This window comes from Halorubrum sp. DM2, from assembly GCF_901686465.1.
Classification (GTDB): Archaea; Halobacteriota; Halobacteria; order Halobacteriales; family Haloferacaceae; genus Halorubrum.
In genome coordinates this window covers 2,029,091-2,041,990 of record NZ_LR594487.1, presented here as the reverse complement: position 1 = coordinate 2,041,990, position 12,900 = coordinate 2,029,091, and the positions used below count along the sequence as shown (strand labels likewise).

The following is a 12,900-nucleotide window of genomic DNA, read 5'->3' as shown; positions in this document are numbered from 1 at the left end:
ACGCGACCCGAAGAAATAACCCTTCTGCCGCCCGCGTTCCCTGCCGTCGACTCACGTCACCGGCAGTCCGCGGGAGACATCCGACACGACCGCGTCGACCCCCGCGCCCGTCACCGCCTCGTACTCCCGCTCTGAGGTGACCGTCCACGGTAACACCCGGAGGCCGGCGTTCGCTGCGCGCGAGACGACGTTCGTCCGCAGACACAGCTCGTACCGCGGCGACACCGCCGCACAGCCCAGCTCGACGGCCGTCTCGACCGCCCCCGCGGCGTCCTGTGGCGGGTACGCCCAGCGCGGCACCGTCGTCGCGGCGACGCGGCCGGGGATCAGGGGTCGCAGGACTCGTGCCGGCACGGACTCGCGGACGCCGTAGACGGTCGGGACCGACGGGTCGGCCGCCCGGACCGCCTCGATCACCGCGGGGTCGTCCGCGGTGACGGCGAGGTCGTGGTCGCGGTCCGCGGCGACCGCGAGCGCGTCCGCCGCGAGTCCCCGCTCCTTCAGGTCGAGCATGACCCACGCGTGGGCCGGCACCGCGTCGAGCACCTCGGCGAGCGTCGGCACCGGCTCGCCGGAGCCCTCCACGGAGAGCTCCGCGAGCCGCTCGTAGGCGGTCTCCTCGACCCGCCCGGTCGCGTCCGTCACCCGCCCGAGCGTCGCGTCGTGGAAGGCGACGAGTTCGCCGGTGCCGCAGCGACGTACGTCGAGTTCGAGCCGGTCGACGACCGACATCGCCGCCTCGACGGCCGCGACCGTGTTCTCCGGGTTCTCGGCCGCGAAGCCGCGGTGTGCGATCAGCGGCGGGTCCGACGCGTCGCGTTCGCCGCGCGCCTCGCTCGCAGCGTCACGCCTGCGGTCGATACAGCCGGTGGTCGCCGCGACCGCACCGACCGCGAGCGAACCGCCTCGCCGCAGCGTCGCTCTGCGGGTCGAGCGAGCGTCCCGGTCGGATCCGGACGATTCGGGGTCGTTCACGGCGGTTCCCGTACGAACCGTTCGGCGGCGCGGGAGAAGGTATTTGCGGCCGGCCGCCCGACCCCGGAGCATGGACGGGAAGAAGGCCCTCTACTACGGCGCGATCGCCCTCGCGATCCTCGTCGGCGTCAGCGTCGTGCTGTCCGTGATCTCGGCGATAATCGGCCTCGCAACCGCGGTCGTCTCCGGAATCGTCACGCTCGCCGTGCTGGCGGGGCTCGTCTACGTCGCGTACAAGGCCGGCTCGTGGCTGCTCGACGACGACTCCCCGTCGATCGACTCGGTCGGGGCCGGGTCCGTCTCGTCGACGTCGGTCGACGCCGCCGAGAGCCGGCAGGACCGCATCCGGCAGCAGTACGTCGAGGGGCAGATCAGCGAGGCGGAGTTCGAACGCCGGATCGCGGACGAACTGGAGACGGAGGAGCTCGACGACATCGACCGCGAACTCGAACGGGAGCGGTAGGCGATCAGAACCGGTCTCGAAGCTCCTCGCGCAGGTCGTCGAGGTCGAGGTCCTTCATCGCGAGCAACACGAGCAGGTGATAGACGAGGTCGGCGCTCTCCGCGGTGAGCTCGTCGAGGTCGTCGTCTTTCGCCGCGAGAATCGCTTCCGTGGACTCCTCGCCGACCTTCTCTAAGACGGCGTTTTCACCCTTCTCGTGGGTGAAAAGCGAGGCCGTGTACGACCCCTCCGGCAGCTCCGCCTTCCGCGATTCGATGGTGGCGAACAGCTCGTCGAGGACGGCCTCCGGCGGGGCGTCGGGGGTCTCGGTTGCGCCGCCGCCCGAGCCCTCCGCGGCGTCCCCGACCGCGTCCGGGTCGCTCACGCGACCACCTCCCGGTCGGGGAAGAAGGCGAGGTCGTGGACCCGCGGGTCGTCGGTGAGTTCGGGGTGGAACGCGGTGGCGACGACCGGGCCGTCACGCACCGCGACCGGGCGGCCGTCGACCGTCGCCAGCGTCTCGACGCCCGCGCCGATCTCGTCGATGGCCGGCGCGCGGATGAAGACGGCGTGGAAGGGGTCGTCGAGTCCGGCGATCGGGACCTTCGCCTCGAAGGAGTCCTTCTGTCGCCCGAACGCGTTGCGGTCGACCGAGACGTCGACCAGCCCCAGCGGCTCGACCCGGTCGTCCTTCGCGTCGGTCGAGCAGACGATGAGCCCGGCGCAGGTGGCGAGGACGGGCTTGCCGGCCGCGACGTGGTCGCGGATCTCGGCGGCGATCCCCTCGCGGTGGATCAGCCGCGAGATGGTCGTCGACTCCCCGCCCGGCATGAGGAGGACGTCGCAGTCGGGCACGATCCCCGCGTCCCGGACCTCGACGACCTCCGCGGACTCGTCGTGGGCGGCCGCGGCGTTGCGGACGGCGGCGGCGTGTTCGGCCACGTCGCCCTGAACGGCGATGACGCCTGCTTTCATACGGATCGATGGGGCGGGCGCGTGGAAAAAGGGCGCGCTACGCGACCGGATCGACGGGCCGAGAAACGAGAGCGACGGGGGAGCCTACGCGACCGTCAGCGAGAGGATCTGGACGAACACGCCGAAGAGAACGCAGAACGCGATCACCGTCTTGGGGTCGATCGAGATGGCGTTCCGGTCCTCGTTGTCGAAGTAGCGGACCAGTCCCGCGCTGGACATCAGCCCGCCGGAGTTGGAACCACTCATGTCCGTCTGTGCGCGTCGCCGCGTTCTAAACGTTTCGTTCGCCGCCGGGACGCCGCGGTCTTCTCTCGGTTGTTCCGGAGGCGTCGCTTCCCGGTCGTCTCCGCGGAATCGTCGTCTCCGCGGAATCGTCGTCTCCGCGGGATCGTCGCCGCCGGTGGGTCGCCGCGTTCGCGGAGTTATCGCCTCCGTCGTGCCGCCGTCTTCACGGGGTTTCGTGAGCCGCGCACACGAGTGGGAAACCCTTATGCGCAGGCCGGCGGTAGTTGGGGCCGACTATGACCGTTCGACTGCTGGATTTCCACGCCGAGTGGTGCGGCCCGTGTAAGACGCAAGACCCCATCTTAGAGGAGATTCAGGAGGACCTCGGCGACGCGTTCGAGCTCCAGAAAGTCGACGTCGACGAGGAGCAGGACGTGGCGAACCAGTACCAGGTCCGCTCGCTGCCCACCCTCATCGTCGAGAACGACGACGGCGTCGTCGACCGCTTCGTCGGGGTCACCCAGCGCGAGGACATCGAGGCCGCACTCACCGAAGCCGGGGCCTGAGCGGCCCGCCCCGCGCCGCGGCGTCTCGCAACCTTTTACAGCGCCGCTCGCTCAGTAGGCGTATGGCCAAATTCGACGCCGCCGAACGCCGCATGCTCGACCGACAGATCTGTATGCGCTGTAACGCCCGCAACGCCTCCGAGGCCGAGCGCTGCCGCAAGTGCGGCTACACTAACCTCCGCCCGAAGGCGACCGAGCGCCGCGCCGCCTGATCGGCCGGCGCTTTCTTCGCCCGTTTTCACTCCGTCGAGCGACGGTGTCGTCGACGGCCGGCCGAGCGCGGGCCTCGCGCCTCCCCAGCCTCGTCCGACGGCCTCCGCTTCGCTTCGGCCGTCGGACTCCCTCGCACCGTCGGCTCGCGCCCGTTCGGGCGCTCGCCGGGGCGCGCCGGGAGCGACGGTCGGGCGGCCGTCACCCCCTCACTCGTCGGGGTACTTCGGCTCGCGGCGCTCGGCGCGCTCGGTCGCGCGCTCGATGACTTCCCGGACGCTGTCCGGTCCCTCCGCGGCGCGGTAGACCTCACCGTGGCCGGGGAACATCGCGTCGACGGTGTCGGGCAGCCGGTCGAGGAGGTCGTGGAGGCTCTCGATCAGGCGCTCGCGCGACTGGCCGGCCATGTCGGTGCGGCCGAACGATCCGTCCGAGAACGCGCCGTCGTTGTAGACGACGACGTCGCCGGAGTAGAGCCGTTCGTCGCCGACGAGCGAGACGTGGTCGTCGGCGTGGCCCGGGGTGTAGACGACCTCGCAGGCCTCGTCGCCGACGAACACCTCGTCGCCGGCTTCGAGGGCGACGTCGCGGTGGGGGTGGTCGGCGTACGCGAGGACCTCCGGGTCGAAGCGGTCGACGACCGCGTCGAGTTCCCCGACGTGGTCGTGGTGCTGGTGCGTGAGGACGACGCGGTCGAGTCCGTCGGCGTCGGCCTCGGCGAGCGCCTCGGCGACCGCGTCCTCGACGCCCGGCATCGTGCCGGCGTCGACGAGCGTCGTCGCGTCCCCGACGACGAGGTACGCGTTGCAGGTGAACTCCTCCGCGTCCGCGGTGACGGCGATCGGTTCCATGCCCGTACTCGCTCGCGGAGGGACAAAAGGGTACAGTCGCGGCCCCGAGCCGGGCGGTCGGAACCGTCCTCGCCCGTAGATTTATCCCTCACCCCCTGTTAGTCTCACACACAAATGGGCTTCGGCAGCTACGATGAGTCCGAACAGGAGAATCAGGACCTGGACGCGGACTTCGACGACGAAGACGGCGTTCAGGCTGCCCAAGAAACCCACGAGGGGTCCGTCGACTACGAGCCCGGCGCGTCCAACGACGAACTCCTCGACCGGCTTCAGGAGATCAAGTCCGAGGAGACGTGAGGACCCCGCCGAGCCGAACGCTCGGCGTCGCCTTCTCTGACGACCACGACGTGAGCCGCGCGGCCGGCGTCGTCGTCCGCGCAGACGGCACCCCCGACGGGTTCGCGTTCGCCCGGTGTACCGTCGGCGGCACGGACGCGACCGACGCCGTGATCGACTGCTGGCGCGCGCTCGACCGCGAGGACGTTCGCCACGTCGCCTGCGCGGGCGTCGCGCCCGCGTGGTTCAACTTCCTCGACCTCGGCCGACTCGCCGAGACGCTCGACCGCCCGGCGTACGCCGTGAGCTACGAGGCCAGCCCCGGCCTCGAACCGGCCCTGCGGGACGCGTTCGACGGCGACGCGCTCGCCGACCGGCTCGCCGTCTACCGGTCGCTGCCGGCGCGCGTCCCGATCGATCCGGGCCCAGAGGTGGACGGCGACGCGGGGGACGCCGAGGCCGAGAGCGATTCCCGCTCCGTCCGCGCCGTCGGAATCGATCCCGAGCGCGCCGCCGCGGCGGTCCGGGCGCTCACCCGCGACGGATTCCGGCGCTGCGAGCCGCTCCGGATCGCGGCGCTCGCCGCGAGCGCCCACCGCGAGGCGGTCGGCGGCGAGTGAGACCGCCGAGACCGACGCTACTTAGACGCCCGCGCCCCATCCGTTCGCATGAGCGAACACGGCGGCGACGGCTCCGGTCTCGACGAGAACCTGCGGGTCCCGGCCTGCGAGCGGTGTCCGGCGTTGGTCGAGTCCCGGAGCCGGATCGTCGACGGCGTCGGGCCGACCGACGCGGACCTGCTGTTCGTCGGCGAGGGGCCCGGTGCCACCGAAGACGAGGAGGGCGAGCCGTTCGTGGGGCGCTCGGGCGACGTCCTCGACGAGGCGCTGCGGGACGCCGGGCTCGCCCGCGCGGACGTGCGGATCACGAACTGTGTACGGTGTCGACCGCCGGATAACCGGGACCCGACGAGCGAGGAACTGGGGAACTGTCGCGGGTATCTCGAAGGCGAGATCGACCGGCTCGACCCGGAGCTGATCGTGACGCTCGGGAAGGTGCCGAGCGAACACCTCCTCGACCGGTCGGTGGCGATCACGTCGGAGTCCGGCGACGTGGTCGACGCCAGACTCGGCGGGGCGTCACGGCGCGTCCTGCTCTCCGTCCACCCCGCCGCGACGCTGTACGACCGGAGCCAACGCGACGGCTTCTTCGAGACGATCGCGCGGGCGGCCGAGCTGAGCGGCGTCGGGAACCGCGACGGCGACGGCGGCGACGGTCAGTCGCGGCTCGGTGAGTTCTGATCCTCCCTCTGACGCCGCTCGACGCCGACGGTCGTTCATGATCTATATAGAAAACATAGAAAACGATTAGTCACGCGAGTGAAACCGTCCTGTGTATGTCCGACAACAGGTGGGCGGCGGATCGGCGAACGTTTGTCAAAACAGCGGGTGCGGCCGGTGCGATCGGTCTCGCAGGCTGTTCCGGTAACGGCGGAACCTCCGGCGAGACCGACGACGTTCCGACGGCGCGGTTCGTACTGAACCCGGCGGAGTCGGACGTCGCGATCGAAGAGCAGTACCAGCCGATGTTCGAGTACCTCGAGTCGGAGGTCGAGGTGACGATCGAGCCGAGCCGCGCCGAGAGCTACACGGCGACGCTCCAGGCGATCCGAAACGATCAGGGCGAGATCGCGGACATCTCCCCGTCCGCGGTCATCGCCGGCGAGGACATCCTCGACATCGTCGGCGTCCGCATCGCGTACGGCGCGGCACAGTACTTCTCGACGGTCACGACGACGCCCGACAGCGGCATCGAGTCGCTCTCGGATATCGAAGGCGAGCTCATCTACATGGGCGACATCCTCTCGGTCTCGGGGACGCTCGTCCCGCTCACGCTCCTCCAGAACGCCGGTCTCGACGTCGGCGACGCCCCCAACGGCGACCCGGGCAACTTCGAGGCGGAGTTCTCGGACCACACCACCGCGCGCGAACAGATGGTCCAGCGAGACGACGTGATGGCGGCGACGACCGGCGCGTTCTCCTCCGCGCCCTACGTCCCGCAGGCGCAGTTCGAGGAGATGTCGCAGGACTTCGTCGACATCTCGGCGGAGTACGAGGGCGCGGGCGACGAGATCGAGTCGTCGGGCACCGAGCTCCAGCTGCTCGCCGTCTCCGACCCGATCCCGCGCGCGCCGCTCGTGACCCGTTCCAACTGGGACAACTCGGTCAAGGGCGACCTCGAAGAGGCGATGCTCAGCGTCACCGAAGAGGATCTCAGCCACGGCGACGACTACGACGGCGAGCCGCTCTGGTTCACCGGCGTTCAGGAGGGGAGCATCGAGGACTACCAGCCCATCCGGGACGTCCTCGACCAGCTCGGTCTCTCCTTCGAAGACCTTTCGTAAGGCCCCCCGAGAACAACATTTACCGTAATGAGTAGTATCACAGTCGACGGACTGACCAAGCGGTTCGGCGAGACCGTCGCGCTCGACAACGTCTCCTTCGAGATTCCCGAAGGGGAGTTCGTCATCGTGCTCGGTGTCTCCGGGTCGGGGAAGTCGACGCTCCTCCGCTGTATGAACGGGCTCGAAACGCCTACCGAAGGCGAGATCCGAATCGGTGACACCCCGGTCACCGAGCCCCGTCCGGACATCGCCATGATCTTCCAACAGCACAACATCATCGAGCAGATGAACGCGTACTCGAACGCGCTCACCGGCTCGCTCAACCGGAACACGTTCGTCGACTCCCTCTTCCAGCGGCAGAGCGAAGCGGACAAGCTCCAGGCGCTCGACGCGCTCGACACCGTCGGTCTCTTGGACGAGGCCCAGCAGAACGCCCAGCAGATGTCCGGCGGACAACAGCAGCGCGTCGGGATCGCCCGCGCGCTGGTACAGGACCCGACGCTACTGCTCGCGGACGAGCCGGTCGCGAGCCTCGATCCCGGCTCCTCTCAGCAGGTGATGGGCTACCTCCGAACGGCCGCGGCCGAGCGCGGCCTGACCGCGGTCATCAGCCTCCATCAGGTGAACCTCGCTCGCAAGTTCGGCGAGCGGTTCATCGGTCTGCGCGACGGACAGAAGGTGTTCGACGGCTACCGCGACGAGTTCGACATGGACGTGATCGACCAGATCTACGGCGACATCGACACTGAAGGCATGTTCGCACCCGACGGTGAGACAGACGGCGGCTCGGCCGACGACGGCTCGATCGACGACGCGTCGTCGAAGCGCGTGTCCGGGGGCGGGATGGGTCAATGAGCCACGACGACGCCGTCCGCGACCGGTACAAGGCGATCGTCCTCGCGCGTCGCGTCCGCGCGCTCGTGTTCGGGGTCGGACTGGTGGTCCTCGCCGGACTGTTCTACTACGCGCTCACCTCCGTCGGGTTCTTCGAGGCGAACATCCCGAGGTACCTGCCGAACTTCCTCAACGCGCTGCGAGACTTCTTCCCGTTCCTCACGCCGGGATTCCCGTTCATCGACCCGAGCGGATTCGCCGCCTACTGGTCGTTCATCACCGAGCAGAACCTCATCTGGGGCGGGTTCGGCGGCGACACCCCCCTGCTCGGCGAGGCCGGGATCACCCTCGCGATGGGCTTTGCCGGCACCGTGATGGGGTTCCCGCTCGCGCTGCTTTTCGGCGTCCTCGGCTCCGGTCGCGTCACTCCCTTCCCCTTTAACTTCATCTTCCGCGGACTGATGTCCTCGATCCGCGCCATTCCGGCGCTGGTGTGGGGGCTGATCTACATCCCGCTCGGCGGAATCGGCCCGGTCACCGCGACGCTCGCGATCGCGACCGACACGGTCGGGAACCTCGGTCGGCTGTTCACGGACGAACTCGAAGAGATCGAGGACGGCCCGATCGAGGCGATGGAGACGACCGGGGCGAACAAACCCCAGCTCATCACCTTCGGGATGCTCTCGCAGGTGACGACGCCCTTCATCGCGTGGACGCTGTACATCTTCGAGATCAACGTCCGGATCGCCGTCTCGCTCGGCATCATCGGCGGCGGCGGGCTCGGGCAGGTGCTGTCCGTCCAGCAGGGGCTCTTCCGGTTCACCAACATGATGGCGACGATCCTCGTCATCCTCGTGTTGATCATCTCGGTGGAGATCGTCTCCCAGCGGATCCGGTCGGCGCTCCGCGAGGGCGACGAGGCGCAGGGGATCGTGGCGCTACTCTTAGGCTTCCCGCAGCGGATGGCCGAGGCGGCGCTGAAGTGAACTGAGCCGCTCGGTGCTTTTCGCTCGCCGGGGCGACCCGACTGTCGCAAGGGAAACCGATTTTTCCGTCCCCCTCCGAGAGGGAGTATGAGTACCTTCGAGCCGCCCGCGGAGACGCTGGCGGACGTCGTCTTGGTCGACTACGGGCTCGGGAACCTCCGGTCCGCGACCCGCGGGTTGGAGCGAGCGGGGGCCAGCGTGGAGATCACCGACGACCCCGAGGCGTTCGCGGCCGCCGACGGCGTCGTCCTCCCGGGCGTCGGCGCGTTCCGCGAGGGAATGGAGAACGCCGGCCCGCTGCGCGAGGCGCTGACCGAGCACGCCGAGGCCGGCCGCCCCCTGTTCGGCATCTGTCTCGGGATGCAGATGCTTCTCACCACGAGCGAGGAGGCCGACCACGAGGGCGAAGGCGAGGTGACCGGACTCGATCTCGTCCCCGGCACCAACGTCCGGTTCGAAGTGGACCGCAAGGTGCCCCACATGGGCTGGAACGAGCTGGAGGTGACGCGCGACCACCCAATCGTTGATGGCGTCGACGGCGAGTACGCCTACTTCGTCCACTCCTACTACGCCGAGCCGGACGACCCGAACGCGGTCGTCGCCACGGCGGACTACGGCGTCGACTTCCCGGCGGTCGTCGCCAACGAGGCCGGCAACGTGTTCGGCACGCAGTTCCACCCGGAGAAGAGCGGCGAGACCGGGCTGAAGATCCTGCGGAACTTCGTCGAGTACTGCGCGGAGCGGTGAGCGCCGCGGTCAGTTTATAAGTCGCCGTACGGGCCGGGCTTGGCCGCGGTGAGGCGGTCGACCTGCTCGTCCGAGAGGTCGATCGTCGCGGCCGCGAGGTTCTCGCGGAGCTGGTCGACGGTGCGCGCGCCGACGATGGGCGCGGTGACGCCGTCGCGGTGCGCGAGCCACGCCAGCGCGGTCTGCGCGGGCGAGGCGTCGACCGCGTCGGCGACCGCATCCAGCTCGTCGTGGACGTCGAAGTTCTCCTCGGTGAGGTACGCCTCTTGGAACCGGCTGGATTCGGCGGCCTTCGAGTCGTCGGGGAGGTCGGCGTCACGGTGGTACTTGCCGGTCAAAAATCCCTGTCCGAGCGGACTCCACGGGGAGACGGCGAGGTTCCGCTGGCGCGCGAACTCGAGGTAATCCCCCTCGACCTCGCGGTCGACGAGGTTGTACCGCGGCTGGAGCACTTTGAACGGCTCCCACCCCTCGTTGCGCGCGATCTCGTTGGCGCGGGCGACCTTCCAGGCGTTCGGGCGGAGCGTCGACGCGCCGAGGTAATGTACTTTGCCGGACTCGACGAGTCCGTTCAGGGTCTTCATCAGCTCGCGGGCCGGGGTCTCGTCGTCCCACCGGTGGATGTAGAGGACGTCGATGTAGTCCGTGTCGAGCCGGTCGAGCAGGGCGTCGACGCGGTGGCGGACGTTCTTGCGGTTCGTGCCGCGGCTGTTCGGGTCGCCGTCGCGGATCTGCCAGTACACCTTCGAGGCGACCGTGTAGCGCTCGCGGTCGCGCTCGGCGAGCCAGTCGCCGATCCAGCGCTCGCAGTCGCCGCCGCCGTACACGTCGGCGGTGTCGATGTAGCGCCCGCCGGCGGTCTCGTAGGCGTCGAGCAGCTCGTGGGCGCGGTCCTCGTCGATCTCAACGTTCCCCGCCTCGGTCACGCGGCCGAACCGCCACGTGCCGAACTGGAGTTCGCTCGTCCGCAGGCCGGTCCGGCCGAGCGGCACGGTTCCGAGGTCGATCTCGTCGAGTTCGGGAGCCATCGTCGACCCGTTGTCGCGGTCGACGCAAAAAGCCACAGCAACCGGATGCGGTGTGTCAACGACCGACGACTGTCGGGACTCTCGCGGCGGCCGCGACGGTCACTCGCAGGTCACGGCGAAGTCGTCCTCGGCCGCGGCCGCGGTACACACCGGGCAGCCGGCCTCGAGGATCGTCTCGCGCATCGCGTCGTTGACCTCGATGGTCTGCGCGCAGTCCGAACAGGTGAAGTGAACGGTTGTCAACGCTCTCCCTCTCAGTTCGTCGGGACACGGGCTGCGGACATAAAAGGACGGTTCCGCGGCGGCCGCCGCGCAGTCACTCGGTTCGGGGGACCGCGTACGCGCCGACCGCGAGGAAACCGGCGGCGAGCGCGGTCAACACGAGCAGGTCGCCGGCCCACTCGCCGCCCTCGTAGGTGATCGCGCGGGTACCGCGGGCGAAGTACGTCAGCGGCGAGGCGGCGACGGCGGGCAGAAACCACTCCGGCAGCAGCGACGGGGTCACGAACGTCTCGGAGAGGAAGAGCAGGGGTAACGCGACCGTGTTGCTCGCGGCGATCACGCCGTCCTGCGAGTCAGCGACGGAGCCGAGGACCGCGCCGAGTCCACAGAAGAGTGCGACCGCGACCGCGACGAAGGCCGGAAGCGCGGCGAGCGCGGGAGAGACGATGAGCGTCGCGTCCGTCACCGCCAGCACGAGCCCAAGGATGAGCAGGCTCGCAGCGCCGATGATCGCGACGTTGACCAGCGTGTGCGCGAGGAGCCACTCGGCGCGGGAGAGCGGGGTCGTCGCCAGCTTCTCGAACCGCCCGCCGTCGCGGTGGCGCGCGATCTCGGAGCCGACCCGCGACAGCGGCGTGAAAAGCACCACGACCGCGAGGTAGCCCGGGATGTAGTAGCCCGCCGGCTCGGCGAAGAGGCCCCCGCCGGTCGGCTGCGTCCGAATCAGCGCGCCGAAGATGACGACCAAGATGACCGGGAAGAAGAACGTGAAGAACACCGCCGTCCGGCGACGGGTGAACGAGCGCGCCGCCGCGACCGCCTCCGTCCGGATCCGGCCGAGTCGGGTCATCGGTCACCCTCCGCGTCGCCGACGGGTTTAGTCACCGCCCTCTCGTCTCCCCGATGCGCGTACTCCTCGCCGGTGAGCCGCAGGTACACGTCCTCCAGCGACGGCTCCGACCACGAGAGCGACTCGAAGGCGACGCCCGCACCGTCGAGCGCGTCGACCGCGTCGCCGATCGCCTCCGGGCGCACGCCCCGGATCCGGAGCCCATCGTCCGTCGCCGTGACGGCCGGGTCGGTCCCGAGCCGCTCGCGGACGCCGGCGGCGACGCGCTCGACGACGGACTCCGTGGCCGGCTCCGCGGTCGTCACGTCGAGCCGGGGCGCGCCCCCGTGTTCGGCGACCAGTCGATCCGGCGCGCCGACGGCGACGACCCCGCCGTCGCGGAGGAGGGCGACCCGGTCCGCGAGCCGCTCGACCTCGTCCATCGCGTGGCTCGTGAGGAAGACCGTCGTGCCGTCCGCGGCGAGTCGCTCGATCAACCGGTGGATCGCCCGGCGGCCGGCGGGGTCGATCCCGGTCGTCGGCTCGTCGAGGAAGAGCAGGTCCGGGTCGTTGACGACGGCGGTCGCGACGCAGGTCCGGCGCTTCTGGCCGCCCGAGAGCGACTCGTACCACGTGTCGGCGTCGTCGGTCATCCCCACGTCGTCGAGGACCGACTCGGTGTCGCGGGCCGCGTCGTACAGTCCGCCGTAGTAGTCGACCAGTTCGCGGGCCGTGAGCCGCGCCGGCGGGTCGAACGACTGCGGGAGCAGGCCGATCCGGGCGGGATCGACCGCACGCGGGCGCTCGCCGAAGACCCGCAGGTCGCCCTCGGCCTCGGTCGTCCCCGTAAGCGCGCGCACCAGCGTCGTCTTCCCTGCCCCGTTCGGGCCGATGAGACCGAACACCTCGCCGGCCGCGACGTCGAGGTCGACCCCGTCGAGCGCGACCACGTCGCCGTACGCCTTCGAGACGCCCTCGGCGACGATCGCGCTCTCGGCCCCGGGACCCTCGGCGTCGCCCGCCGTCGACGACGCCGCGGCCGACGCGGTCGCCGCGTCCGCCTCGGCTGTCGGTTCGTCCATGGAAACCGGTCCGGGAGCCGCGCGCGTAAGGGTTGCTCTTCGAATCTCGATCGCCGACCATTCCCTCCGGCGCGCGCCTGCGAGCGGTCGTCACCGGCGACCGCGAAGCAGCGCCGCGCGAGGTCGCCGGCGGCGGAGCCGCCGGCTGCCAGAGAATCTTCGATTCTCGCTGGAGTCGACCGACCGGAGCGAAGCGGAGGGAGGTCGACGAGGCTGGGGAGGCGTGAGGAGCGGTTGCGGTGCGGGGC

General features: G+C 69.9%; 19 protein-coding genes. 10 read left to right on the top strand and 9 right to left on the bottom strand.

All coding sequences use genetic code 11. The annotated features are described in order from the left end of the window. Window positions 1-51 precede the first annotated feature (51 nt). Window positions 52-975 carry a glycerophosphodiester phosphodiesterase gene (locus QOL69_RS10370; RefSeq protein ID WP_283403090.1) on the bottom strand — a complete coding sequence of 308 codons (924 nt, stop codon included), beginning with the start codon at window positions 973-975 and terminating at the stop codon, window positions 52-54. 70 nt (window positions 976-1,045) lie between these two features. Here QOL69_RS10370 and QOL69_RS10365 point away from each other — a divergent pair, with 70 nt between their 5' ends. Next, window positions 1,046-1,438: a hypothetical protein gene (locus QOL69_RS10365; RefSeq protein WP_283403089.1), complete on the top strand. Its 393-nt coding sequence runs from the start codon at window positions 1,046-1,048 to the stop codon at window positions 1,436-1,438. A 4-nt stretch (window positions 1,439-1,442) separates the two neighbouring features. Here the strand turns inward: QOL69_RS10365 and hisE are convergent, their stop codons facing one another. The 3 genes from hisE to QOL69_RS10350 form a co-directional block, all read right to left on the bottom strand. Further along, complete coding sequence (hisE, locus tag QOL69_RS10360) at window positions 1,443-1,706, bottom strand: phosphoribosyl-ATP diphosphatase (RefSeq protein WP_048078016.1); 264 nt, start codon at window positions 1,704-1,706, stop codon at window positions 1,443-1,445. 92 nt (window positions 1,707-1,798) lie between these two features. Next, the gene (gene pdxT / locus QOL69_RS10355; RefSeq protein ID WP_283403088.1) at window positions 1,799-2,392 is read right to left on the bottom strand and encodes a pyridoxal 5'-phosphate synthase glutaminase subunit PdxT; all 594 of its coding nucleotides are present in this window, start codon (window positions 2,390-2,392) and stop codon (window positions 1,799-1,801) included. A gap of 84 nt (window positions 2,393-2,476) precedes the next feature. Continuing rightward, on the bottom strand, window positions 2,477-2,638 hold the full coding sequence (locus tag QOL69_RS10350) for a preprotein translocase subunit Sec61beta (RefSeq protein WP_079890693.1): 162 nt from the start codon (window positions 2,636-2,638) through the stop codon (window positions 2,477-2,479). Window positions 2,639-2,913: 275 nt separating this feature from the next. On the opposite strand from QOL69_RS10350, the gene QOL69_RS10345 reads away from it, so the two are divergent. Beyond that, on the top strand, window positions 2,914-3,183 hold the full coding sequence (locus tag QOL69_RS10345; protein WP_004598787.1) for a thioredoxin family protein: 270 nt from the start codon (window positions 2,914-2,916) through the stop codon (window positions 3,181-3,183). A gap of 62 nt (window positions 3,184-3,245) precedes the next feature. Further along, window positions 3,246-3,395, top strand: a complete 150-nt coding sequence (locus tag QOL69_RS10340; protein WP_048078454.1) for a 50S ribosomal protein L40e — start codon at window positions 3,246-3,248, stop codon at window positions 3,393-3,395. A gap of 207 nt (window positions 3,396-3,602) precedes the next feature. Here QOL69_RS10340 and QOL69_RS10335 read toward each other — a convergent pair whose 3' ends face one another. After that, window positions 3,603-4,244, bottom strand: coding sequence for an MBL fold metallo-hydrolase (locus QOL69_RS10335; protein WP_283403087.1), 642 nt, complete (start codon window positions 4,242-4,244; stop codon window positions 3,603-3,605). A gap of 114 nt (window positions 4,245-4,358) precedes the next feature. Between QOL69_RS10335 and QOL69_RS10330 the strand changes: the two genes are divergently transcribed. From QOL69_RS10330 to hisH, 7 genes are all read left to right on the top strand, one after another. Then, window positions 4,359-4,541 (top strand): DUF5786 family protein, encoded by a 183-nt coding sequence (locus tag QOL69_RS10330; protein ID WP_006629442.1) that lies wholly within the window; start codon window positions 4,359-4,361, stop codon window positions 4,539-4,541. Beyond that, entirely contained in the window at window positions 4,538-5,140 is a 603-nt protein-coding gene (locus tag QOL69_RS10325) for an endonuclease dU (protein WP_283403086.1), read from the top strand. The genes QOL69_RS10330 and QOL69_RS10325 overlap by 4 nt, the downstream gene beginning before the upstream one ends. Before the next feature lie 48 nt (window positions 5,141-5,188). Continuing rightward, window positions 5,189-5,821, top strand: a complete 633-nt coding sequence (locus QOL69_RS10320) for a uracil-DNA glycosylase (RefSeq protein ID WP_283403085.1) — start codon at window positions 5,189-5,191, stop codon at window positions 5,819-5,821. Between the two features lie 95 nt (window positions 5,822-5,916). After that, the gene (locus QOL69_RS10315; protein WP_283403084.1) at window positions 5,917-6,924 is read left to right on the top strand and encodes a PhnD/SsuA/transferrin family substrate-binding protein; all 1,008 of its coding nucleotides are present in this window, start codon (window positions 5,917-5,919) and stop codon (window positions 6,922-6,924) included. Between the two features lie 27 nt (window positions 6,925-6,951). Then, the gene (phnC, locus tag QOL69_RS10310) at window positions 6,952-7,779 is read left to right on the top strand and encodes a phosphonate ABC transporter ATP-binding protein (RefSeq protein ID WP_283403083.1); all 828 of its coding nucleotides are present in this window, start codon (window positions 6,952-6,954) and stop codon (window positions 7,777-7,779) included. Further along, a complete protein-coding gene (phnE, locus tag QOL69_RS10305; protein WP_048078006.1) occupies window positions 7,776-8,744 on the top strand; it encodes a phosphonate ABC transporter, permease protein PhnE in 969 nt (322 codons plus the stop codon). Before phnC ends, phnE begins: the two co-directional genes overlap by 4 nt. A gap of 87 nt (window positions 8,745-8,831) precedes the next feature. After that, entirely contained in the window at window positions 8,832-9,491 is a 660-nt protein-coding gene (gene hisH / locus QOL69_RS10300) for an imidazole glycerol phosphate synthase subunit HisH (RefSeq protein WP_283403082.1), read from the top strand. A gap of 14 nt (window positions 9,492-9,505) precedes the next feature. Here the strand turns inward: hisH and QOL69_RS10295 are convergent, their stop codons facing one another. The 4 genes from QOL69_RS10295 to QOL69_RS10280 form a co-directional block, all read right to left on the bottom strand. Then, window positions 9,506-10,519: an aldo/keto reductase gene (locus tag QOL69_RS10295; RefSeq protein ID WP_283403081.1), complete on the bottom strand. Its 1,014-nt coding sequence runs from the start codon at window positions 10,517-10,519 to the stop codon at window positions 9,506-9,508. A gap of 99 nt (window positions 10,520-10,618) precedes the next feature. Then, the gene (locus tag QOL69_RS10290; RefSeq protein WP_154018149.1) at window positions 10,619-10,762 is read right to left on the bottom strand and encodes a DUF7560 family zinc ribbon protein; all 144 of its coding nucleotides are present in this window, start codon (window positions 10,760-10,762) and stop codon (window positions 10,619-10,621) included. 73 nt (window positions 10,763-10,835) lie between these two features. Next, a complete protein-coding gene (locus tag QOL69_RS10285) occupies window positions 10,836-11,591 on the bottom strand; it encodes an ABC transporter permease (protein WP_283403080.1) in 756 nt (251 codons plus the stop codon). Then, window positions 11,588-12,652, bottom strand: a complete 1,065-nt coding sequence (locus QOL69_RS10280; protein WP_283403079.1) for an ABC transporter ATP-binding protein — start codon at window positions 12,650-12,652, stop codon at window positions 11,588-11,590. Before QOL69_RS10280 ends, QOL69_RS10285 begins: the two co-directional genes overlap by 4 nt. Between the last annotated feature and the right edge of the window lie 248 nt (window positions 12,653-12,900).